The following is a 23,078-nucleotide window of genomic DNA, read 5'->3' as shown; positions in this document are numbered from 1 at the left end:
TTGTCAATTTTTACATAACTATATAACAAAAAACGAGGAGTGAAATATGGATAAAGATATAGTAACTTTTTTAATCATTGGATTGGCTACTGGTTTTGTCATTGGGCTTATTTTTATGAGCATTATTAGTCCTAATGCACGTAAATATACCAAAGCAAAAAAAGAGCTTGAACAAACTAAAAATGAGTTAAATAGGCTGAAAGAAATGATCACTAAACATTTTTCACATAGTGCCGAAATATTGGATAATATGGCTAAAGATTTTCGCAGCCTTTATCAACACATGGCTGAAAACTCAAGTCAGTTTATAGTTAATGAAGATGTACCAAATTTAAATCTTGAAGCAAATAGTGATTCAAATATCAACAACAAACTTACTTTTGATAAACAACCCAAAGACTATTCGGATAATCCTTCGGGTTTATTCAAAACAGATGAAAATAAATCTTAAGTATTATGAAATTTTTTCGCCATTTGTATCTGGTTTAACTATATTTAAATATCAAATTATTAAATAGTGAGAGTTGTAAAATGTTCCACACATTAAAGAAACACAAAAAGTTACTAAGCGTTTTAACATTAAGTTTAGGTATGAGTTTGACTTCGTTACCAAATGTTTATGCTGCTTTTCCGACAATCCCTTCTGATGATAATACAAAACAACCGAGTTTAGCGCCGATGCTTGCGACAGTGTTACCTTCGGTTGTCAGTATTAAAGTTGAAGGAACAGCTAAAATGCAAAATAATATACCTGAGGAATTTAGGCGTTTTTTTGGTTATCCCGAAAGTCAATCAAGAACGTTTACCGGACTAGGTTCGGGGGTAATTATTGATGCAGAAAAAGGATATATAGTAACCAATAACCATGTTATTGATAATGCTGATAAAATTACTATTGAACTGAATGATGGTCATGAGTATAAAGCTAAATTAATTGGTAAAGATCCACAAAGTGATATTGCATTACTTAAGATTGATGATGCTAAAAAATTGACAGCCATTAAGTTAGCTGACTCAGATAAATTACGTGTTGGTGATTATGCAATAGCAATTGGTAACCCTTTTGGTATTGGTCAAACAGTGACTTCAGGTATTATTTCCGCATTGGCTCGAAGTGGGCTGAATATGAATGGATTTGAAAATTTTATTCAAACAGATGCATCAATTAACCAAGGGAATTCTGGTGGCGCACTAGTTAATTTAAATGGTGAATTAATAGGTATTAATACAGCAATTATTGCTCCTAATGGAGGAAATGTTGGTATCGGTTTTGCTATTCCAAGTAACATGGTCAAAAATTTAACTTCACAAATTATTGAATTTGGTGAAGTTAAACGTGGGGTACTTGGTATTAAAGGCAATGAATTAACCTCCGATATTGCTGATGTATTTGAGCTTGATGTTCAAAAAGGTGCATTTGTTAGTGAAGTTCTTGATGATTCAGCGGCCAAAGATGCCGGTATAAAAGCTGGTGATATTATTATCTCAATGGATGGCAAACCCGTTGATAGTTTTGCCGAATTAAGGGCTAAGGTTGCTACAACTGGAGCAGGTAGAACTGTTCAATTAGGTTTAATTCGTGATGGAAAAGAAATATCAGTAAACGTTAAACTGAAAAATAGTGATGAGTCTACAACTGAGGCAAAATCTCTACATGAGGCACTTGATGGTGCTACGCTGAGTAATGGTAATATTAAAGGACAAAAAGGTGTCTTGATTGAAAGTATTGCTAAAAATTCACCTGCCTCTCGCTTAAGCCTACAAGAGGGTGATCTTATTACTGGTGTTAATAAACAACGAGTGAATAATATTGCTGATCTTCGTAAAATTATTGATAGTAATCCATCGGCAATTGCTTTAAATATTGTACGAGGCGATAGTCGTATTTATTTAATTTTGCGTTAATTTCTATATTTATTTAAATTCGTCGATGCTATAGCATCGACGAAAAACAATAATACTAACCTTCTTATAGATATGATAGAATCATATACACGCCATTCATCATAATTTGATAATAATGCTTAAAAAATTTTTATGGCCCATGTTAATTGGTACAGTTTTAGCGATTGTATTATTAATTATTTTTCCTTCTTTACGAAACGGAAATCAATCTAGTTTCTCAGTATCTATTTTTAATAATGATCCATTAAGTTATTCAGATGCAGTAAAAATTGCAGCTCCAGCAGTAGTTAATATTTATAGCCGTTCCATCAGTACAGTTCCCAAACAAACGCAAGATGACTCAATCACACCATTAGGTTCTGGTGTGATTATGAGCGAACACGGTTATATTATCACTAATTATCATGTTATTGATGGTGCGCAACAAATCATTGTTGCTTTACAAGATGGTCGCCTTTTTGAGGCTTTATCAATTGGCACTGATAAACTAGTAGATATTGCGGTATTAAAAATTGAAGCGAATAATATTCCGACCATTCATATTAATCCTCAGCGCGATCCTCTGATTGGTGATGTTGTTCTAGCAATAGGTAATCCTTACAATATAGGGCAAACCATTACACAGGGAATTATAAGTGCAACAGGACGTGATGGATTAAGCCCATATAGAAGACAGAACTTTATTCAAACAGATGCCTCAATTAATCACGGTAATTCAGGTGGTGCATTGGTTAATACCAAAGGAGAGTTAGTTGGTATCAATACTTTAACTTTTGCAAAAAATATGGGTAATGAAGTTCCAGAAGGTATAGGATTTGCCATTCCAACAGCATTAGCGGTCAAAATTATGAATAAATTAATCCAGGATGGTAAAGTTATTCGTGGTTATATTGGTATTGATGGTTTCGAGTTTGCTCCAACACAAAATCCTAGTGATAAACCTGTGGTTTTAGGTATTTTAGTGACTAATACTGAAGGCCCTTCATTACAGGCAGGAATAAAAGCTAATGATATTTTAATTATGGTAGATAATAAACCGGTAAAATCAATTGTTGAAACAATGGATCAAATTGCAGAGTTGAAACCAGGAATAACCGTCCCCATTATAGTGTTACGCAATGGGGAGAGAATTGAATTACAAGTTACAATAGGTCAATTACCCGTTTAGTCGCTTTTTTATACTTGATTATACGTCAATTGGGACGTATAATTGCGGCCCAAATTCTGTTTTTAACACTCGTATGGTGTATAGGTTTTGCTTAAATAGCTGTCTATATAGCGATACGAACAAATTTTAGAGGTTTATTATGAAAGAAGGTATTCACCCAGAATATACAGCAATTACTGCAACTTGTTCTTGTGGAAATGTGATTAAAACTCATTCAACTATTGGTCATGATATTCACCTTGATGTGTGTGGTGAGTGTCATCCATTTTACACAGGTAAACAACGCGATGTTGCAACTGGTGGACGTGTAGATAAATTTAAACAACGTTTTGCAATGGTTGGCGGTAAAAAATAGTATTAGCCAATTCCATTACAGATTCTTATAGTTAAAAAGGCGCTTAGTGCGCCTTTTTACTTTTAGATATTTAATTTTTATATAATAATTAACTAATTCTCTAATAATTCTGGATCAATTAATTCCGGATCAATGCCTAAATCACGCATCATTTTTTGTGCTTGTTTAGGAATACCATCATTTTGATCTTTTTGTAAGTCTTCATCACATGGTAAAGGTTGGCCTGTGTATGCATGCAAAAAAGCTTCACATAATAGTTCACTGTTAGTGGCATGGCGTAAGTTATTAACTTGACGTCGAGTTCGTTCATCGGTCAATATTTTTAATACTTTTAACGGAATTGATACAGTAATTTTTTTGACCTGCTCGCTTTTTTTACCATGCTCTGCATAAGGACTTATATATTCACCATTCCATTTCATCATATTTTTTCACCAAAATCACAACACAAATAATGTGGGTAATTTTATCTTTTTTTTTATTTTGCTGCAAACTATACACCAAGATAGTTAGACGTCTAGACATGTTGACGTCTTAATCAGATGTGCTATTCTTGTCATATTGGTTTATTCGACTTATAAGTGCTATTTAGGGATGTGACTATGACTATTCAATCTGACAATTTAAATCAAGGAACTATTGCAGTACGTGGTGGATTAAATACTGATGAACAATATGGAAGTGTTGTCCCTGTTATTACTCCTTCTACTTGCTTCCGTTATCAAGAGTTTGCAAAGCCAAGAGAGTTTGATTACGCACGAAAAACAAATCCAAGCCGACGTTTAGTTGAAGAAACGGTAGCTAAATTAGAAGGTGGTGTCGATGCAATTCTAACTAATTGTGGTATGTCTGCAATTCATTTAATTAGCATAGCACTTTTGACTCCTAATGATTTAGTTATTGCACCACATGATTGCTATGGTGGTAGCTATCGTCTTTTTAATAGCTTAAGTCAACGTGGTTATTTTAAGGCAAATTTTGTTGATCAATCAAATCAAATAGCGTTGAAAGAAGCGTTATGCTTAAAACCTAAACTAGTATTAATTGAAACACCAAGTAATCCATTATTACGTGTAGTCGATATTCAAGAAATTGCTAAACAAGCTCATGAAGTAGGGGCTTTAGTGTTGGTAGATAATACCTTTATGACTCCAATTTTACAAAAACCTTTAGAGCTTGGTGCAGATATTGTTACCCATTCGTGTACTAAATTTTTAAATGGACATTCGGATTTATTAGCGGGGATTTTAGTCTTTAAAGATCAAAAGCTAGCAACAGATGTTTTATGGTGGGCAAATAATATTGGCACATTAACCTCATCCTTTGATAGTTACTTATTATTACGTGGATTACGCACACTTGCTGCCCGTGTAACATTACAACAAATAAATGCACAAAAAGTGGTTGAATTCTTGGTTAATCATCCAAAAATTGCCAAAGTATATCATCCTTCTTTACCTTCAAACCTAGGTCATGAAATTGCTAAAAAACAGCAAAAAGGTTTTGGTTCCTTATTAAGTTTTGAATTAATAAATAAACCAGATGCTATGCCAAAATTCTTAAAAGCGCTGAATATTTTTACCTTAGCCCAATCGATGGGTGGAGTAGAAAGTCTTATTTGCCATCCTGCAACGATGACGCATTCGGGGATTACTGCTGAAGCTAGAAAAATAGCAGGTATCTCAGATCAATTATTACGTATTTCCGTTGGTCTTGAAGACATTAGCGATTTGCTCGCTGATTTGGAGCAAGCACTAACAACAATTTAAATAATCTTGATTAAATTGGATTGATAATAATGATATACAACATAATATTTAATCTCAACAGTTCTGTTTGAATTGTTGCTTTTAAATATTAGACAGGCGTATTTATTAAATAATCATTAATTTTCTTTTCCATAGCAGAAAAAATGTCATCTAATGAATGTCGCCTTGCTCGACTACATACTTTAGCCATATCCTGACAAACTAAGCATTGCCTGGCGTGATGTTCAAATTCATAACGAGAAAGACTCTGCTGGGTGATTGGATCTATAACATCAATATCCCATAAACGTCCTAATGGATGATTTTCTTCAATATTTATACAATACTGTTTTAATTTATTGACAGAGCATTTCACTGACATAATAGCTTCTGCTCCGGCTATAGAGTGATAATGTTGCTCATCAATTACTAAAAGAGCGTTTTCTGTAAAACCATCATGTAGTGCTTTGATTGCTTCTTTGAATAAGAAATTAGCACCACTGCTATTTTTAATTGGCCCAGGAATAACTATACTTAAAGAGATAAGAGGATAGTTATAACGATTAAGCATCAATTTCTGATTTTCTACTCGTTTTTCCTTCGCTAATAGCATCTGCGCTAAGTCAATGGGTTGACCATCATTAAAATTTATTAACATATTATTCAGCATAAACAAATAATAGCATAACATTACAAAATGTTATGCTATTACAATCACTATAGACGTTAATCTTTAACTTGTCGAACTACATCAATGATTGATCCATCACGGAAATGTACAATACCAACAATCTTATCATTAAATTCAATTGGACGCGGTTCACCAGTTAAGGCAACAGCTCGTTGGTATAGTTCCTCTATTGACATTACTGGTAAATTAGCTGCTTTAAGACGCTCAGCAATTTCAGGACGACCTGGATTAACAGCAATACCATGGTCAGTAACTAGAACATCAACGCTTTCACCAGGAGTTACAACAGTAGTAACTTTTTTAATTACGGTTGGTATACGGCTTCGAATTAATGGCGCCACGATAATAGTTAAGTTTGCACCTGCCGCAGTATCACAGTGACCACCAGAAGCACCACGCATAACACCATCAGAACCAGTTAATACATTAACGTTAAAGTCTAGGTCAACTTCTAAAGCACTTAGGATAACAATATCTAGTTCATCACAACTTGCTCCTTTTGATGCCGGATTTGCATAAAAGTTAGTAGAAATTTCGATATGATCTTTATTTTTTGCTAAAGATTGTCCAGCGGTACCATCAAAACTTTGGGTATCGAGTAGACGTTTAACCAAACCTTTTTCATGTAAATCAACAATACTTGCCGTAATACCACCTAATGCAAATGCAGCAGTGATGTTTTTAGCTCGCATACGATTTTCAAGGAAACGCGTAGCCGCAGTTGAAGATGCGCCAGAGCCAGTTTGGATGGAGAATCCATCTTTAAAATAACCAGAATGTTCAATTACATCAGCAGCATAACGAGCAATCATAAGTTCACGTGGATTGCTGGTAATACGGGCAGCACCTACACTTATTTTAGTTGGATCGCCAACTTCATCTACCTTAACAATGTAGTCAACTTGATCCTGACGGATACTTGCTGGATAGTTAGGGTAATCAACAATATCTTCAGTAAGTAACACGACTTTTTTGGCAAACTGAGCATCAACCATCGCATAACCTAATGCACCACATCGTGATTTACCTGACACACCATTAGCATTACCTTGTTCATCAGCAGTTGAAACAGCTAAAAAGGCGATATCGATATTAATTTCACCACTTTGGATTAATTTTACGCGTCCACCATGAGAATGAATGTGTACAGGATTATCCATTAAACCATGTGAAATTGCATCAGCTAATTTTCCTCTTAAACCTGAAGTGTAAATTTTAGTGATCACTCCAGCTTCAATATGGGGAATTAAGGCTGAGTTACAACTTAATAATGAGCTAGAAGCCAGCGTTAGATTTTTAATTCCTAATTTGCTAATGATTTCCACCACTTTATTAATGACTTTATCGCCTTCCCGAAACGCATGGTGGAAAGAGATAGTCATACCATCACGTAATTCACATTTTTCGATTGCTTGTTCGATTGATGCACATAATTTACGGGTATATTTTGATTCATCTTTTAAATAAGGTGTAGTAGCATTGGCATCAACAAATGGTGCAATATTTTTGAGCTCTGGATGCTGTTTAAGCAAGTCATCAATTTTTTTGTTTATAGAAGTAGTCATTTTTCAATCCTATCAAATTTCTTTACGGACGCCAGAATATTTGGCTAGCTCAATAACTTTTTGAGCTCTAGCAATAATCGGAGCATCAATCATTTTGCCATTTAAAGAAACAACGCCAAGCCCATTTCTTTCCCCTTCTTCTGCGGCTTCAACCACTTTTTTCGCATGTTCAACTTCTGCAGCTGTTGGTGCATAAGCATTATGCAATAGTTCTATTTGTCTAGGATTAATCAGTGATTTACCGTTATAACCTAATTTTTTGATCAAACTTACTTCTTTTAAGAAGCCTTCATCATCATTAACATTAGAGTAAACCACATCAAAGGCATCAATTTTAGCTACACGAGCTGCATGTAAAACGGCGCAGCGCGCATAAAATAATTCAGTACCGTCACCACGTTCAGTTTGCATATCTACAAGGTAGTCAAATGCAGCTAACGCAATGCCTATTAAACGAGGAGATGACTTAGCAATTGAAACGGCATTAACTACAGCTACCGCTGATTCAATCGCAGCCATTAATTTTGTGCTACCCACTTCACGGCCACATTCTTTTTCGATTCTTTCAACATGTGCTTCTAATTCATGAATATCATCAGCAGAATTAGTCATAGGCAAACGAACAACATCCACGCCAGCTCTTACAACTGCTTCAAGATCTTTTAAACCAAAAGGAGTATTTAGCGCATTGATTCTAACGACAGTTTCGATACCATGCTCTTTATAAACAGGCAAAAGCAACGTTTGAGCGACTAATAATCTAGCAGAATCTTTCTCTTTAATTGAAACCGCATCTTCAAGGTCAAACATGATTGAATCAGGTTTGTACACGAAAGATGTTGATAACATCGCAGCGTTGGCACCAGGAAGAAACAGCATACTTCGACGTAATTTTTTCATAGTAATTTACTCCAATCTAAGTTTTCTTCGTTTGCGCCACGTAAAACTGCACACTGTACTCTTGCTTTAATAGCACAATCAAGTGCACCTTTGTCATCAATAATAATTAAACCATCTGTTACATTAAGATCGTTTAATGTTTGATTTACAACTGCGCGTATTTGATCACCAAATTGCTTATTAACATCACTATTAATAACAATTTCTATTCCCGTATTGGGTATGACTTTCACTAACAAATCACTTGATTCGAGAGTTCCTGCCATGGCTTCTTTTTGTATTTTCATTTTGTTACCTTTTTAAAACGAATTAATTGGTTGATTCAACCATATGAGTAGATAAATATGCCCAAGTAGAAGGTGGAACTAATTTTTTAATCGGTTCATATTGTTTTGCTACAAGTAACTTCCTAACTAATGATGCTGATATTACTGATTTACCCTCGGCTATTCGTTGGATTTCTACTACGGTAATAGTTGGATATTGATCTAAAGTTATGTCTTGTAACCAATAATACATAGCTTCATTATAAGCCCGCGTTACTTCACTATAAGGCTCACTACCAACAAAGCGATGAGTAATATTTAGAGCAGGCGCTATATAATCTCGGAAAATTAGCAAATCAATGCCCATATAAGCATAATCAATTTTGGTCTTATCTTTTAAGAAATAAGATGGAAAAGTTGCTTTGGAGATTATATATGATGAACCGGGGTGTACAGTGACATTGTTTATTCCCTTACAACCCTCTTTGACTAATTGTAAACGCACATCAAATGGAAATAATGACACATTTTCATTAACCACAAAGACATGTAACCAATCACATTGACTTGCTGCGTATTGAATTAAATATTGATGACCTTTAGTAAAGGGATTAGCATTCATCACAATACTGCCAATTTTTGCTCCTTCTTTTCGTTGTGTGCTCAAATGTTTGCAATATTGCTTTATCCCAACCGGATTATTTTCCATCAAAACAACTAAATCAGTTATTTCAACAATTGGGAAAAAGCCACATCCTTTAAAAAAATCTTTATTTTCAGGTTTGGTGTACAAAAACAGGTGAAAATAGCCATTTTCATTAGCATATTTTATGACTTTATCGATTAAAGTAAGATTAAGTTGATTGCCTCTATAGTCTGGATGAATTGCAACACATTTAATAATATTATGATCAATACCTGCACAGGCAATGATATTATTATTCATCTTAGCCACTACAAAGATAGTCGCTTGTGAATCTAAATCAAGATTTGATATTGATAATAAATATTTAATTTCTTTTTGTGCTACTTCAGATTTAGAAATATCAACAACTAAATAATCAACTGCATCGTACATAAAACTACCTTTTTTCAGCAACAACAAAGTTAGTTAGACGTCCAATATTAGTAATTTCAACTTCTATAATATCGCCATCTTGCATAAATACTGGCGGATTACGTTTTTTACCAACTCCACCTGGTGAACCAGTAAGAATTACATCACCTGGAGATAAATGGGTGAATGTACTAATGTAGGCGATTAATTCTGGTACAGAATGAACAAGATTTTTCACTGAATCGTGTTGCATTTCCCTACCATTTAAATAAGTGGTTAAGGTTAAAGTAGTTGGATCTGGGATTTCATCACTAGTAGTTAAACAAGGACCAAATGCACCGGTACTAGGCCAATTTTTACCAGCAGTAAACCAAGTATATTGCCAGTCACGAATCGAACCATCCATATAACAACTATAGCCTGCAACATATGATAAAGCATCTTTTTCGTCAATACGAAAGCCAGCTTTACCAATAATAATCGCTAATTCACCCTCGTAATCTAATTCATTAGTAATTGCTGGTTTAATAATATTAGTTTTATGGCCTGTTTGAGAATCCGGAAAACGAACAAATAATGTTGGAGCTGAGCTCGTTTCATTAAATTCTGCACGTTTTTCTGCATAATTCATTCCGACACATAAAATTTTATTTGGGTTAGGTATAACCGGTAAATAAGTAATTTGTTGTTCATTAATATCACTAGGCTCATTTAAATAGGTCTTGGCAATAGATAACCCATCTTTATCTGCAAGAAACGATTTTAAATCTACATATTTATTGCTTAATTTTTGGCCTAAATCAACAATGCCATTGTTAGTTAATAGACCAAAACTAGCCTTTCCTGAGATAAGATAACTGACCAGCTTCATAAAAACTCCTTAAAAGTTAAAAGCTTATTGTATGAATTGCGATTGTATAAATAAAATCAACAATCTTAGTTATTAACTAAGATTGTCTTATAAAACATAACGAATTAAACTAAGAAATTACCAAGAATCAGTAACGAAACTGATACATTAATTGCACCACCAATACGTGTTGCAATTTGCGCAAATGGCATAAGTTCCATACGTTCGGCAGCAGTTAAAATTGCTACATCACCAGTTCCACCTTGACCACTTTGACAACATGAAATTACGGCTGCATCAATTGGATACATACCAAGTTTTTTAGCTACAAAAAAACCAGTTGTAACCAAGCTAACTACAGTACAAATAATTACTATTAGATTTACAATAGTAAATGCGGCAACAATTTTCTCCCAAGGGGTAATTGCTACACCTACCGCAAATAGAATTGGGTAAGTTACTGAAGTTTGGAAGAATTTGTACACAACTTGTGAACCACTTAATACTTTTGGTGAAACCGCAGAAGCCAATTTAACAATTACGGCAGCAAATAACATTCCAACAGGTGCGGGAATACCCGTTAATTTGTGTCCAATCATACCAATCATATAAAGGATAGCTGCTAACAATACACCTGAAGCAAAAGTAGTTACATCAATAACTGAATCAGCTTTAGTAGTTTTGTTATTAGTGATTTCATTTTCTTCAGAAGCGGGTAACAATCTACCATTCCCTGTCAAATGAGGATAGGCTTTACCTAAACGGTTAAGTACCCCACCACAAATAATACCCGTTAAGCCACCTAACATTACAATCGGTAAAACACGACCAAGAGCATCACCTTGCTCCATACCTAAAATAGAAGCATAACCAATTGATAACGGAATTGCGCCTTCACCAACACCACCAGCCATAATTGGTAATACTAGGAAAAAGAAAGTCTCAAATGGCGATAAACCTAAAATATAACCTATGCCAACACCAACTAACATACCAACAATTTCACCACATACCATTGGCGCAAATATTTTTAAAAACCCTTGAATAAGCGTTTTCTTATCCATGTTCATGATACTACCAACGATAATACAGCAAATATATAAATAAAGAATATGGGTATCTTTATAGAATTTTGTTGTCGCCTGTACGATTGGGGTTGGTAAAATACCATAATATACTAATGCTGACGGAATAAATGTTGCACAAATCGCCGCCGCGCCCATTTTACCTACAATAGGTAACCTTTTGCCGATTTCCCCACATAGGAAACCAAAAAAAGCACACGTTACCACCATTACTACGATTTCACTAGGTAATTTACCTGTTACTAACACTTCAGTGAAAATCATAATACCGGCTATAATAAATAGTGGTAAAGGAATCACCCCTATTTTATAATTATCCATGAGCTTCCACCATCCATAAGGCCAATGGTTACTTTTTAGATAAGTATCATCCGCCATATTCACTTTTTGGGTTTCCTGTGCCTTTGTTGTTGGGTTTAGATCAACCATATTTTATATATCTCCAAAATTGTTTGTTTGATTTGAATGGCCCATATGGTGACAAAATACAAATACAATTTTTGTGATATAAATCATAATTTAACTGTGGTTTTTATGGTTTTAAAGGCTCTATGTTTTTTAATGCTGTGATACACTCTTGCACAAATATAAAGCCAAAAAACAAGAGTAAGAATGCGAAAAAAAGTTCCGGTCTCATTTACTACTAAATTATTTTTATCTTTGTTACTTTTTTCGTTAGTAATCCTTGCGCTTTTGCAGAGCTACATTTGGAATACTACAGAAAATGAGTTATATCGAAGTTTAGGAAACAAAGCAGAGATTCAAGCTAAAGAGTTAGCCGTAATTCCAAGTTTAATCGAATATGTTGAAAAAAAAGATATTAATAAAATCGCTGAATTAGTTTCCGATATTTTTGAACAAAGTGATGCTAGTTATATTGTTATTGGTGATGATCGCGCTTATCGTTTATTTCATACAGCTAAAAGCCCTTTATATATGCCAATGATTGGTGGCGATAATCAAGAAGTACTTAGTGGTAATAGTAGCATAACAATTAGTAAAGGTTCGCTTGGTTTAGCATTACGTGGTAAGGCTCCTATACTAGAGCAAGGAAAAGTTATTGGTATTGTATCAGTCGGCTATATGATTGATGACATATATGCATTACATAAAAAACAATTTATTCCATTCATTTCTTTTTGTTCGTTATTATTTTTTGCGTTATTTATTTTTTCATTCTGGTTTGCCAAAGAAATTAAGAAACAAATGTTCAATTTGGAACCGAAAGAAATTGCCTTATTGGTAAAAAGCCAAAAATCGATTATGGAATCTATTTTCGAGGGAATTATTGCAATTGATCTTAATTATAAAATTATCAATATTAATCAATCAGCTAGGCAGATGTTAGATATCAAAATCAGTGATGATAAACTACTTAATCATAAATTATGTGATTTTATTAAATCAACTGATTTTTTATATGGTCGAGAAAATCAAACCAAAGATATACACGATCATATATGTTATTTCAACAATATCATTGTTATTGCCAACCGAATTAGAGTGATGATTGATGATCAAATTCAAGGGTGGGTTATTACCTTTCGTAATTTTAATGATATTAATTTATTAAGTATGCAATTAACACAAATTACCCAATATGTAGATAACTTACGGGCATTAAGGCACGAACATCTTAATTGGATGGCTACATTGTCGGGATTAATTTATATGAAACGTTATGATGATGCACAAGCATTTATAGCACTGCATTCTGCAGATAATCAGAAAAATTTAGATTTTATTACTGAACATTTTAAAGTCCCTGCTATTTGTGGTTTATTAATTGGTAAGTATTCGAAAGCACATGAAATCGGTTTACAACTGATATTTGACCCTGCATGTCAATTAAATAGTTTACCTGCAGCAATTACTGAAACTGAATTCATGTCAATTTTAGGTAATTTGCTGGATAATGCATTCAATGCCTGTTTAAAAAATAGTCTTGGTGATAAAACCATATTTTTATATCTTAATGATGCAACTGATGAAATTGTATTAGAAGTTAGTGATCAGGGATGTGGGGTGGATGACAGCATTCGCGATTCAATATTCGAACCTGGTGTTACATCTCAAAATGCAAAAGAACATGGCATAGGTTTACATTTAGTCTCGACCTATGTGAAAAAAGCAAATGGTTATATTACATTTGAAGATAATGAACCTTACGGCACGATTTTTTCTATTTTTATACCAAAATAATAACAAGAGGTAAAAGTATGAACGATGTAAAAGAAGATACCATTAAAGCACTTATTGTTGAAGACGAACCCATTTTAGCAGAATTAAATGCGGATTTTATTCAGAGAGATACAAAAATTGAAGTCATTGGAATTGCCTCTAATCTAACAGAAGCAAAAATAATGGTGGAAAAACTTAAACCAACTTTAGTTTTACTCGATAACTATTTGCCTGATGGTAAAGGGATAGAACTTTTTGAGGATATTATTAATAATCAACTTGATTGTTATGTAATTTTTATTACTGCTGCTAGTGACATGGACACTTGTAGTAAAGCTATTCGCTTTGGTGCCTTTGACTACTTGATTAAACCAGTATCTTATCAACGGTTAAAACATTCACTTGAACGATTTGAACTTTTTTTATATCGTCAAAGTTTACAAAAACATGTTAACCAAAGGCGAATTGATGAGCTTTTCAATTTGCAAACAAAAGATTTTGTTGATATTAATCGCCATTCAAAAGGAATTGAAGAAATCACCTTACAAAAAATTAAAGATTTGTTTATGCAAACAAATAAAGCTCAAACAGTTGATGAAATTGTTGAAAAAGCGCAAATTAGTAAAACGACAGCTAGGCGATATTTAGAATATTGTGTACAAACTAAATTATTAACAGTAGAACTTAATCATGGAAAAATTGGTCGTCCGGAAAGACTATATAAACGACTTGGTAAATAATTAAGTTAGGCTGGTATACCTAACTTAAATTATTTATGTAATATGATAAAAAAGTTATAATTTGTATAGAAACTAATCTTGTCTTAAAAAAAGATAAACATCTGTTATCATATCTTCAACCTGGACATATGGCACTAAATTGAAATTATATAATTTTAACAGTTGATATTATTTATGGTTTTCCTATACTAATTTTTAATAAACTCAGAATATCAAAAAGATAAAGGAAGATATGAAGAGTATCAACCCGGAAAGCATTTTCGTAAATGAACATATCAGGCTTAAACCGCCGGCTAAAGAATATAATAGCACCTTATATAATGTTATAAAATTTAATCAAGACTATTTTAGTCAATTTATGGCTTGGCCAAAATATGTGACTAATGAAGCAGATACAGCTAATTTTTTAGATAATTGTTTAGTTGGACATCGAAAAGACTTAACCAAGACTTATGTAATTTTACTTGATGATAATCCCATCGGCATACTTTCTTTTAATCAGATAGATAAAACCAATAAAACGGCCTATATAGGTTATTGGTTAGATAGTCGATTGCAAGGAAAAGGTATTATGACCCAAGCGATTAACGCATTAACCAGATATTATGCTGAAAAACGAATTATTAAGCGTTTTGTGATTAAATGCTCGGTTAATAATAACAAAAGTAATCAAGTTGCTAACAGATGTGGCTTTAGTTATGAAGGCACACTTAAACAAGCTGAGTATTTAAATGGAATTTATCATGATCAGAACATTTACGCTTTAATATCTTCTTATTTGTGACATGATTATTACCACAAAACGAGGGAATTAGCGAATAAAGCACTATTTGAATATATTGAAATTTATTATAATCGGGTTCGTCGTCATTCTATCAATGGTTGGATATCGCCACAGCAATATGAACAACAATATTATCAAAATACCAAGCATATAGCGGTGGGCATTGTCTAATATTTTGGCAAGGATCGGCGTGATTAATAGTTGAATAGTAATAAATATTTATTCTCTCTGAGGTATCCAGTGTTTTATCTAACAGGTGAACACTTTCTAAGATGTGCAGTAACAAAGCAATTTAAATAAGATTTTTGTCAAAAAGTTTCAGGAGTGCCATACGTTTTAGTATAAAATTTAATGCAGGTTCAAAAGCTAACTGCGAATATAATTAGTAAATGGTTTAATACGGTGTTTTATACTTGAGCTGTGTTTTTGAACGATGTTTTAGCTGTATTAGCTGTCCGTTAACATTACCGGCATGTCGTTTTACTGATAGTGTCTCTTATATAAATCAACTAAAATTTATCCAATCTTTTAATGAAATTATTATTTTTTAATATAGATATAATTTTTTTAAACATTTAATTTAAGCGCTTTTTTGTTCTTATCGGGCTGTAATTCATCAAGCTTTTTATTAATAATATTCAATATCTTATTCCTCATAAGAAATGACTGACCTTTTTTAGTGTCACTCTTATTTTCAGTTAAAATTCTGACTTAGTATTTAAACTTGAGATTTGCAATAAAAAAATAACTATATATTAATTAATAAAATCAACATGTTGAATATTTTTCTATTAAAAATATAAAAATATTTCAAATTAAATTGAACTTTTTAATATTTAGCTTGTCTATATATACAGATTACGTTTTTTCATTTTTTTGCCCTCCACTCATACTTTCTGAGTGGATTTTTTTTGCCTTAAATTTGTCTTGGTTTAAATATTAAAAGGTATTAACTCATTTTTTAATAGTTTAATTTCTTGATTGTAGCAAAAATAATTGCACAAAACTAAATGGAAAGTTAGTATTTCTCTATTTAAAATAGCGTTATTTTATCCATTATCAAGTCTGTTTAGAAATATTATTATAATTTGTTTTAAAAGATATTATTAATGTGTGTTGAGCATTAAAAAATGATTTATGCTTGGTAATATAATTTTTATGTGAGCAGAGAAAACCTTCATGTTATTATCTAAACGAACCCAAGGGCATCTTATTGCATTAATGACCGTGTTTATTTGGGGTACAACCTATATTGCCACCAAAGTATTATTGACTGATTTTAAACCAATTGAAATTTTGTTTATACGATTTACACTAGGTTATCTCACGTTGTGGATTTTATCTCCACGCTTGTTTGTTTGGCGGGGAATTAGGCAAGAGTTGTTATTTATGTGCGCAGGATTTTGTGGCGTAACTTGTTATTTTTTATGTGAAAATATAGCATTAACTTATACCACCGCCTCAAACGTGGGTGTTATTACAACGCTAGCGCCAGTGTTTACTGCGATTTTAGCCATATTCTTTTTAAAAGCTGAAAAGCCAGGCAAAAGTTTTTATTTTGGTTGCATATTTGCTATTATTGGTATCGCATTAATTACCTTCAATGGTAAATTTGTTTTGTCCGTCAATCCACTTGGCGATTTACTTGCCGTTTTCGCTTGTGTGTTTTGGGCCTGTTACTCAATTCTGACTAAAAAAAGTAGTAATTATGGTTACAACATCATTTTATTAACCCGGCGCTTCTTTTTTTATGGCTTAATGTTAATGCTGCCAGCATTGTATATTTTTAATTTTGAATTAGATTTAGTGCGTTTTACCAAACCAGTCAATGTACTTAATATTCTATTTTTAGGGGTTGGCGCTTCGGCCATCTGTTTTGCGTCTTGGAATTATGCGGTAAAACTAGTGGGTGCCGTTAAAATCAGTATTTATATCTATTTAGTTCCTATTCTTACCATTATTACCGCAGTGATTATTTTACATGAACCTTTCACTTGGATTGCTGCCATTGGCACGTTATTTACCTTATGTGGAGTTTTATTATCAGAAGGAAAAGTCCGTGTCCGCAAAAAATAGTCATTTTTGATGATGGTTTAACCGAGTATTTACCGTTTTTTATTTATTTTTTATTGGTGAATTGATTAATTGTTTATTGCTGGCGTTATCAATCATATCCAAAATAATTTACCCTAGGCGTGAGTAGTTTTATCAAAATCATGGCTTACTGATAATTTAAATGCTTAACCTTGCATTTTTAATAAAAAAATCGAAAGAAAATACCGGTACGCTACTTGAGATATATTTAGTAACCACTTAGCATAGATGTTGCCTCAATATTTCATAAATTTTATCTATAGTTGGAACCTGCAAATAAAATGAATAATAGAATAAATACTAAAATGACGACACACCAACAAAAGGTCGTATCAAATATCCAATCATTTGTTAAACAAAAATTAGCGAATGACTTTTCCGGACATGATATGGCCCATATCGAACGTGTAGTTAGATTAGCACAGTTAATTTTGGAAGATGAACCAAATGCTAATTATTTTGTTGTTATTTTAAGTGCTTATTTACACGATGTCATTGATGAAAAAGTTGTTTTTGATGTAGAGGTGGCAATAGCTCAATTACATGATTTTTTGCAACTACAAAATATAAGCGACGATGAAACTCAACATATTTTTGATATTATTGAAAATATGTCCTACCGCAAAAATCTTAACCATAAGCGAAAATTGTCTTTAGAAGGGCAAATAGTGCAAGATGCTGATCGCCTAGATGCGCTTGGCGCAATTGGCATAGGTCGTACATTTTATTATGGTGGTCATAAACATAATATCATGCATGATCCCAATACCCCTCCCCGAACTGAACTTACTGAAACTAGCTATAAACAACCTAATACCGTAATTAATCATTTTTATGAAAAACTGTTTTTACTTAAAGATATGATGAATACAACAACAGGTAAAAAAATAGCTCAACAAAGGCATGAGTTTTTAGTGCAGTTTGTAAAAAAGTTTGAAAAAGAATGGCTGGGTGAAAATTAATCTTAACCCTGATTCAATTTATTGATAATATTTATAGATAACAAATTCTATTTACATAAAATATAAGGTGCTAATCATGAATTTTTCTATAAATAATAAAGTTGTTTTAACTAATCATGTATCTATGGAACAGTTCGGTTTTGGTACTTATAAATTAACCCAAACAGAAGAGTTAACTAGAGCAATCAATGCAGCGATAAAAGTTGGTTATCGTGCTTTTGATACGGCTCAACTTTATCAAAATGAAAAGCAACTAGGACAAGCACTTAAGCAATGTGGTGTGGATCGTAAACAATTGTTCATTACTAGTAAAGTTGATAATAGTAATCAAGGTTATGCAAAAACATTAGCGAGTTTTGAGCAATCATTAAAAGATTTACAACTTGATTACCTGGACTTATTTTTAGTACATTGGCCTTTAAGTGATACTTTTTTTAATACTTGGAAAGCGTTAGAAACGCTTTATGAAGATAAACGAGTACGTGCTATTGGTGTATGTAATTTTCATATTTCACATTTGGAATTACTAGCGACTAAAGCCAATATCAAACCGATGATTAATCAAATTGAAATTCACCCTTATTTAACACAAGTTGAATTAGTAAACTATTTACGTGTGCAAAAGATTGCAATTGAGGCATGGTCACCACTAGCGCGTAATAAAGTTATTAATGATCCTTTGTTAGTTGAGATAGGCGATAATTACAATAAATCTGCCTCACAAGTAACACTACGCTGGCATCTTCAAAATGGTTATATTGTTATTCCTAAATCAAGTCATCCCGATCGCATTGCGGAAAATGCTAACATCTTCGACTTTGAACTTACAATTGAAGAGATGAAGCAAATTAATGGATTAAATAAAAACCTGCGTACTGGAAAAAACCCAGATGAGGTTTATAAAAAGAACGGTTTTTAAATTTGCCTGTATCGCTCTTTATAATGAGAATAATCTTTTAATGCTAAAATGGTATGGGTGCCCCAACTAACCATAAAACAATTGGCAACGTTATCAAACTTATTATTGTACTAATAAAGGTGGCACTAGAAACTAATTCAGGATGTGTATCAAATTGAACTGACATAAGGGTAGTATTCGCTGCCGTAGGCATAGCAGCAAGTACAATTAAAATTTGTTTGTAGATAGGCTCAATTGGCATTATAGAAACCATAGCTAGCGCCACAATAGGAGAAAGTACCATACGAGTTAATAATGCAAATGAAACTTTTGAATAATTGATCTGTTTGATTTTTATTTTAGCTAGTTGCATTCCTAAAATAATCATTATAATAACAACTGATGCATCACCTATCATAGCAATAGAAGTCATAATTGATTTGGTCAATGGTATATGACATAACTGGAAAATAATTCCTAAAAAAGCACCATAAGCAACAGGCATACGAACAACTTTCTTAATTACATCTTTTTGACCGACAATATCATTACGTGCACTGCCTTTAGCCGCATAATATATGCCGACTGTACTCATTACAAATTGCTGTAACACCATCATAATTACACCAAGATCAAATCCAACTGAGCCAAAAAATATTAACAATACTGGTGTACCATAATTACCATTATTCATAAAACAGGAACTTAAAATCATGGCACAGCGCTCTTTACTTGAATATTTCATGATAAATGACCAAATAGACACAATGATCACTAATGCAAAACACAAGCCAAAAATATAAAAAATATACAACAAATAGTCTGTAGTTAAAGTATGTGTGTAAAATGTCTTGAAAGCTAAAAATGGTGATAGCACATACAGTGACATTTTGGAGAGATTAGCGACATCAAAATTTAACACTTTTTGCGCAATAAATCCGACAATAAAAATACAAAAGATGGGGAACAAAATAATAAAAAATTGCATAAGTTTTATCTTTAGTTAATTAAATTAATTCATTGAGTCAATAGCAGTTATTATTGATTCGCGTAGTTTTTGGCAAGTATTATCATTGAGAGCTTTACTGTTTTTATCAGTTAAAATAAATAAATCTTCAATATGTTCACCAATAGTGGCAATTTTAGCACTACTTAATGATAAATCTAAATCAGCAAATACTTCACCGACGCAAGCAAGTAATCCTGGCCTATCAAGTGCAATGAGTTCCATATATGTTTGGTTATCATTAAAAGCAGATAAAAAATTGATCTGAGTTGGTACTGAAAATGAGCGTAAACGTTGCTTAGGGGGTTTTATCCTACTTCCTTTATAAATAGGATGTTGTAATGCTTTTTCAAGCGCTGTTACAATGCCATAATGACGATCTTGTTGCACAGTTCGCCCATTTGGTTCTAATACAATAAATGTATCAAGAGCAAACCCTTTTTTATTTGTAATGATGAGTGCGTCATGGATATTTAAATTATGCATGTTTAGTACATTACAGGTTGTTGCAAATAGATAAGGCTTATCCGGCGAATAAATAAAGATCTCACTTCCACCATGATAAGGATCTGAATTGACCAATACTAATGTTTGCATCAAATCATGTTGTAATAAATTTTGTGCATGCCAAACAATTTGTTCAGTTGTATAACGTAGAAAATAGTCAACTCGATAATCTTGCCAAAAATTTTTAATTTTTAACTCGTTATAACCTTGTTCTAGCAATATTGCTAGTGCCTCTTGTTTATGTTGCCGTGCAATACTTCGTTGCTCTGGAATTTGATGAATACCAGAATCAAAAGAATGTTCTACTGTCAAATAAAGTTGACGCATTAGGCTTTGCTTCCAACTATTCCATAGCGTTTCGTTGGTGGCACAAACATCGGCTACAGTCAAACAAAGTAAATACTGTAAACGACGTTTACTTTTTACCTGTTGAATAAATTCCCGAATAACATCCGGATCTTGCAAATCACGACTTTGAGCAGTTATTGACATAAGTAAATGCGATCGGACTAACCAGACAATTAAATCAATATCTTTAATATCCAATTGATGCAAATGACAAAAATCTGCAACCAAGTGAGCACCAATTTCGGAATGATCGCCATGTCGACCTTTACCTATGTCATGAAATAATCCGGTGATAATTAATAATTCAGGTTTGGATAATTTGGCAAATACTTTAGAACTACTCGGATGTTTTTGTTTGCCACTTTCTGTTTTTAAGCTGTCTAGTTCAAGTAGTAACCTGATAGTATGCTCGTCAACAGTATAGACATGGAAAAGATCAAATTGCATCATTCCTGTAATATTCTTCCAACCTGGGATGTAAGTAGCTAGAATTCCATATTGGTGCATCGGTAAAATGGCTTTTTTAATGGCATCAGGGTGTTTGATGATCAACATAAAAAGCTCTCTGGCTTTAGGATCTTCACAAAGCAATTTAGGTAATTTTGCCCTTGCTGATCGTAATTGCCTTATCGTGTTAGAATAAAGACCGATAACTTGCGGATTAAGTAAAATAGTATAGAAAAGCTGCATAATCATGACAGGATTTTTATTAAAGATATTATTATCTTTAACATCAATTAATTTTTCCCTTATTTGAAAATGCTCATCAATATCATAAGGTTTATTTTTGGGATTAAGTTCAAGTATTGATTCATCAAACAGTTGTAATAACATTTGATTAAGTTCGGTAATATTGTGCGCAATGCGATAATAATCATGCATCATCTTTTCTACGGGTGTATTACCTTCCCCACTATAACCTAACATAGTAGCAATACTAAGTTGACGATCAAATAGTAATCGGTTGTCATAACGGTTAATTACACAATGAAGAGCAAAACGGATGCGCCATAAAAATTTACGACATGTCTTAAATTCTTCGATCTCTTCAGGTAACAAAAAGTTAAAATTAGCTATTTTTTGTAAAAATTCTCGACCAAAGTGACGAATGGCAATCCATTGGATGATTTGGATATCACGTAAACCACCCAGGCTATTTTTTAAATCAGGTTCAAGATTATAACTGGTGCTATGATATTGTTTATGGCGTTCTTCCTGTTCCTTAATTTTTGCTTGATAAAAAGCCGGGGACGGCCAAATTTTATCGCTGAAAATTTGCTTACGAAGCTCATTTAATAATGACTCATTACCAGAAATGATCCTTGACTCAATTAGATTGGTCATGATAGTGATATCATTTTTAGCTTCTTGCAGACAGGTTTTTAATGTTCTTACACTGTGACCAATATCTAAATGCAGATCCCAAAGTAAACGGACTAAATTACCAATCTTTTTTTCAAGATCATTAGTCAATGGGAAATCACTTAAAATCAAAATATCAATATCAGATAAAGGATGAAGTTCTGCTCGACCATAACCGCCAACAGCAATTAAGGCGATGTGATTACGTTTAAATAGTGATGAAACATGATCAGGAATTTGATGGTAATACCATAATCGTTTTAGTAGCTGATCAATAAACGAACTTCGTAAATGTACTAATATGTCAATATCAACATCATGTTTGAATTGGGTTATTGACCATTGTTGAAACTCATCAAGTTGTTGCTTGAGATAATTAATATTTATCTGTTCATCACTGAAATCAAGGGGAGAAACAGGGTAAAACAAATGAGTTTCATTCATAGTAGTAATATTAAATTAAGTAAATTCAATAACTATATCGTTACGCGATTTTAAATAACTGTCAAGTTACAAGAAATTAATTTACATTAGTTGATGATGGGTTTAATAACACAAAAGGAACATAATGATGTTCCTTTTGTCAAAAAGTTTCAGGAGTGCCAT

The 23,078-nt window shown here is 32.9% G+C and carries 21 protein-coding genes and 1 pseudogene; 12 read left to right on the top strand and 10 right to left on the bottom strand.

Annotation, left to right across the window (positions count from 1 at the left end; translation table 11 throughout):
• Positions 1 to 46 precede the first annotated feature (46 nt).
• The 4 genes from Q0K76_RS02010 to rpmE all read left to right on the top strand — a co-directional run bounded on the left by Q0K76_RS02010 (position 47) and on the right by rpmE (position 3,428).
• Positions 47 to 451, top strand: a complete 405-nt coding sequence (locus Q0K76_RS02010; RefSeq protein WP_294610475.1) for a DUF1043 family protein — start codon at positions 47 to 49, stop codon at positions 449 to 451.
• Between the two features lie 80 nt (positions 452 to 531).
• Positions 532 to 1,905: a Do family serine endopeptidase gene (locus Q0K76_RS02005; RefSeq protein ID WP_363322368.1), complete on the top strand. Its 1,374-nt coding sequence runs from the start codon at positions 532 to 534 to the stop codon at positions 1,903 to 1,905.
• 115 nt (positions 1,906 to 2,020) lie between these two features.
• Positions 2,021 to 3,073, top strand: a complete 1,053-nt coding sequence (degS, locus tag Q0K76_RS02000) for an outer membrane-stress sensor serine endopeptidase DegS (protein ID WP_294610469.1) — start codon at positions 2,021 to 2,023, stop codon at positions 3,071 to 3,073.
• Positions 3,074 to 3,212: 139 nt separating this feature from the next.
• Positions 3,213 to 3,428, top strand: a complete 216-nt coding sequence (gene rpmE / locus Q0K76_RS01995; protein WP_065557564.1) for a 50S ribosomal protein L31 — start codon at positions 3,213 to 3,215, stop codon at positions 3,426 to 3,428.
• 92 nt (positions 3,429 to 3,520) lie between these two features.
• Here rpmE and metJ read toward each other — a convergent pair whose 3' ends face one another.
• Positions 3,521 to 3,853 (bottom strand): met regulon transcriptional regulator MetJ, encoded by a 333-nt coding sequence (metJ, locus tag Q0K76_RS01990; RefSeq protein ID WP_294610456.1) that lies wholly within the window; start codon positions 3,851 to 3,853, stop codon positions 3,521 to 3,523.
• Between the two features lie 177 nt (positions 3,854 to 4,030).
• Here metJ and metB point away from each other — a divergent pair, with 177 nt between their 5' ends.
• Positions 4,031 to 5,197, top strand: a complete 1,167-nt coding sequence (gene metB / locus Q0K76_RS01985; RefSeq protein ID WP_294610453.1) for a cystathionine gamma-synthase — start codon at positions 4,031 to 4,033, stop codon at positions 5,195 to 5,197.
• Positions 5,198 to 5,285: 88 nt separating this feature from the next.
• Here the strand turns inward: metB and citX are convergent, their stop codons facing one another.
• The 7 genes from citX to Q0K76_RS01950 form a co-directional block, all read right to left on the bottom strand.
• Positions 5,286 to 5,834, bottom strand: coding sequence for a citrate lyase holo-[acyl-carrier protein] synthase (citX, locus tag Q0K76_RS01980; RefSeq protein ID WP_294610450.1), 549 nt, complete (start codon positions 5,832 to 5,834; stop codon positions 5,286 to 5,288).
• A 68-nt stretch (positions 5,835 to 5,902) separates the two neighbouring features.
• Positions 5,903 to 7,432 carry a citrate lyase subunit alpha gene (gene citF / locus Q0K76_RS01975; protein ID WP_294610446.1) on the bottom strand — a complete coding sequence of 510 codons (1,530 nt, stop codon included), beginning with the start codon at positions 7,430 to 7,432 and terminating at the stop codon, positions 5,903 to 5,905.
• 12 nt (positions 7,433 to 7,444) lie between these two features.
• Complete coding sequence (gene citE, locus Q0K76_RS01970) at positions 7,445 to 8,332, bottom strand: citrate (pro-3S)-lyase subunit beta (protein WP_065557567.1); 888 nt, start codon at positions 8,330 to 8,332, stop codon at positions 7,445 to 7,447.
• Entirely contained in the window at positions 8,329 to 8,619 is a 291-nt protein-coding gene (gene citD / locus Q0K76_RS01965; RefSeq protein ID WP_294610440.1) for a citrate lyase acyl carrier protein, read from the bottom strand. The genes citE and citD overlap by 4 nt, the downstream gene beginning before the upstream one ends.
• A 22-nt stretch (positions 8,620 to 8,641) precedes the next feature.
• On the bottom strand, positions 8,642 to 9,676 hold the full coding sequence (gene citC, locus Q0K76_RS01960) for a [citrate (pro-3S)-lyase] ligase (protein WP_294610437.1): 1,035 nt from the start codon (positions 9,674 to 9,676) through the stop codon (positions 8,642 to 8,644).
• 4 nt (positions 9,677 to 9,680) lie between these two features.
• On the bottom strand, positions 9,681 to 10,526 hold the full coding sequence (locus Q0K76_RS01955; protein WP_294610433.1) for a fumarylacetoacetate hydrolase family protein: 846 nt from the start codon (positions 10,524 to 10,526) through the stop codon (positions 9,681 to 9,683).
• Positions 10,527 to 10,630: 104 nt separating this feature from the next.
• A complete protein-coding gene (locus Q0K76_RS01950; RefSeq protein WP_363322379.1) occupies positions 10,631 to 11,968 on the bottom strand; it encodes a 2-hydroxycarboxylate transporter family protein in 1,338 nt (445 codons plus the stop codon).
• Between the two features lie 234 nt (positions 11,969 to 12,202).
• Between Q0K76_RS01950 and Q0K76_RS01945 the strand changes: the two genes are divergently transcribed.
• The 7 genes and pseudogenes from Q0K76_RS01945 (at position 12,203) to Q0K76_RS01915 (ending at position 19,270) form a co-directional block, all read left to right on the top strand.
• Positions 12,203 to 13,792, top strand: coding sequence for a sensor histidine kinase (locus tag Q0K76_RS01945; RefSeq protein ID WP_294610427.1), 1,590 nt, complete (start codon positions 12,203 to 12,205; stop codon positions 13,790 to 13,792).
• A 17-nt stretch (positions 13,793 to 13,809) separates the two neighbouring features.
• A complete protein-coding gene (locus tag Q0K76_RS01940) occupies positions 13,810 to 14,511 on the top strand; it encodes a response regulator (RefSeq protein ID WP_294610424.1) in 702 nt (233 codons plus the stop codon).
• 232 nt (positions 14,512 to 14,743) lie between these two features.
• On the top strand, positions 14,744 to 15,295 hold the full coding sequence (gene rimL, locus Q0K76_RS01935; protein ID WP_294610423.1) for a 50S ribosomal protein L7/L12-serine acetyltransferase: 552 nt from the start codon (positions 14,744 to 14,746) through the stop codon (positions 15,293 to 15,295).
• 18 nt (positions 15,296 to 15,313) lie between these two features.
• A pseudogene (locus Q0K76_RS01930) lies at positions 15,314 to 15,466 on the top strand (IS3 family transposase); the annotation flags it as partial.
• A 1,008-nt stretch (positions 15,467 to 16,474) separates the two neighbouring features.
• A complete protein-coding gene (locus Q0K76_RS01925) occupies positions 16,475 to 17,371 on the top strand; it encodes a DMT family transporter (RefSeq protein WP_294610420.1) in 897 nt (298 codons plus the stop codon).
• Positions 17,372 to 17,670: 299 nt separating this feature from the next.
• Positions 17,671 to 18,351, top strand: coding sequence for an HD domain-containing protein (locus Q0K76_RS01920; RefSeq protein WP_294610417.1), 681 nt, complete (start codon positions 17,671 to 17,673; stop codon positions 18,349 to 18,351).
• A gap of 76 nt (positions 18,352 to 18,427) precedes the next feature.
• Positions 18,428 to 19,270 carry an aldo/keto reductase gene (locus Q0K76_RS01915; RefSeq protein ID WP_294610414.1) on the top strand — a complete coding sequence of 281 codons (843 nt, stop codon included), beginning with the start codon at positions 18,428 to 18,430 and terminating at the stop codon, positions 19,268 to 19,270.
• A 43-nt stretch (positions 19,271 to 19,313) separates the two neighbouring features.
• On the opposite strand, the gene Q0K76_RS01910 is transcribed toward Q0K76_RS01915, so the two are convergent.
• Positions 19,314 to 20,237 (bottom strand): AEC family transporter, encoded by a 924-nt coding sequence (locus Q0K76_RS01910; protein WP_294610411.1) that lies wholly within the window; start codon positions 20,235 to 20,237, stop codon positions 19,314 to 19,316.
• A gap of 24 nt (positions 20,238 to 20,261) precedes the next feature.
• Complete coding sequence (gene glnD / locus Q0K76_RS01905; RefSeq protein WP_294610409.1) at positions 20,262 to 22,916, bottom strand: bifunctional uridylyltransferase/uridylyl-removing protein GlnD; 2,655 nt, start codon at positions 22,914 to 22,916, stop codon at positions 20,262 to 20,264.
• Positions 22,917 to 23,078 lie beyond the last annotated feature (162 nt).

Origin of the sequence: uncultured Gilliamella sp. (genome assembly GCA_945271295.1) — a bacterium.
Taxonomy (GTDB): Bacteria; Pseudomonadota; Gammaproteobacteria; order Enterobacterales; family Orbaceae; genus Gilliamella.
Note: the sequence above shows the minus strand (reverse complement) of the source record. Positions and strands in the feature narration are given on the sequence as shown.

Excerpts from the sequence above, each read along its gene's own strand:
- Q0K76_RS02010 (WP_294610475.1), top strand. The coding sequence starts at position 47 with ATGGATAAAGATATAGTAACTTTTTTAATCATTGGATTGGCTACTGGT.
- Q0K76_RS02005 (WP_363322368.1), top strand. The coding sequence starts at position 532 with ATGTTCCACACATTAAAGAAACACAAAAAGTTACTAAGCGTTTTAACA.
- degS (WP_294610469.1), top strand. The coding sequence starts at position 2,021 with ATGCTTAAAAAATTTTTATGGCCCATGTTAATTGGTACAGTTTTAGCG.
- rpmE (WP_065557564.1), top strand. The coding sequence starts at position 3,213 with ATGAAAGAAGGTATTCACCCAGAATATACAGCAATTACTGCAACTTGT.
- metJ (WP_294610456.1), bottom strand. The coding sequence starts at position 3,853 with ATGATGAAATGGAATGGTGAATATATAAGTCCTTATGCAGAGCATGGT.
- metB (WP_294610453.1), top strand. The coding sequence starts at position 4,031 with ATGACTATTCAATCTGACAATTTAAATCAAGGAACTATTGCAGTACGT.
- citX (WP_294610450.1), bottom strand. The coding sequence starts at position 5,834 with ATGTTAATAAATTTTAATGATGGTCAACCCATTGACTTAGCGCAGATG.
- citF (WP_294610446.1), bottom strand. The coding sequence starts at position 7,432 with ATGACTACTTCTATAAACAAAAAAATTGATGACTTGCTTAAACAGCAT.
- citE (WP_065557567.1), bottom strand. The coding sequence starts at position 8,332 with ATGAAAAAATTACGTCGAAGTATGCTGTTTCTTCCTGGTGCCAACGCT.
- citD (WP_294610440.1), bottom strand. The coding sequence starts at position 8,619 with ATGAAAATACAAAAAGAAGCCATGGCAGGAACTCTCGAATCAAGTGAT.
- citC (WP_294610437.1), bottom strand. The coding sequence starts at position 9,676 with ATGTACGATGCAGTTGATTATTTAGTTGTTGATATTTCTAAATCTGAA.
- Q0K76_RS01955 (WP_294610433.1), bottom strand. The coding sequence starts at position 10,526 with ATGAAGCTGGTCAGTTATCTTATCTCAGGAAAGGCTAGTTTTGGTCTA.
- Q0K76_RS01950 (WP_363322379.1), bottom strand. The coding sequence starts at position 11,968 with ATGGCGGATGATACTTATCTAAAAAGTAACCATTGGCCTTATGGATGG.
- Q0K76_RS01945 (WP_294610427.1), top strand. The coding sequence starts at position 12,203 with ATGCGAAAAAAAGTTCCGGTCTCATTTACTACTAAATTATTTTTATCT.
- Q0K76_RS01940 (WP_294610424.1), top strand. The coding sequence starts at position 13,810 with ATGAACGATGTAAAAGAAGATACCATTAAAGCACTTATTGTTGAAGAC.
- rimL (WP_294610423.1), top strand. The coding sequence starts at position 14,744 with ATGAAGAGTATCAACCCGGAAAGCATTTTCGTAAATGAACATATCAGG.
- Q0K76_RS01925 (WP_294610420.1), top strand. The coding sequence starts at position 16,475 with ATGTTATTATCTAAACGAACCCAAGGGCATCTTATTGCATTAATGACC.
- Q0K76_RS01920 (WP_294610417.1), top strand. The coding sequence starts at position 17,671 with ATGAATAATAGAATAAATACTAAAATGACGACACACCAACAAAAGGTC.
- Q0K76_RS01915 (WP_294610414.1), top strand. The coding sequence starts at position 18,428 with ATGAATTTTTCTATAAATAATAAAGTTGTTTTAACTAATCATGTATCT.
- Q0K76_RS01910 (WP_294610411.1), bottom strand. The coding sequence starts at position 20,237 with ATGCAATTTTTTATTATTTTGTTCCCCATCTTTTGTATTTTTATTGTC.
- glnD (WP_294610409.1), bottom strand. The coding sequence starts at position 22,916 with ATGAATGAAACTCATTTGTTTTACCCTGTTTCTCCCCTTGATTTCAGT.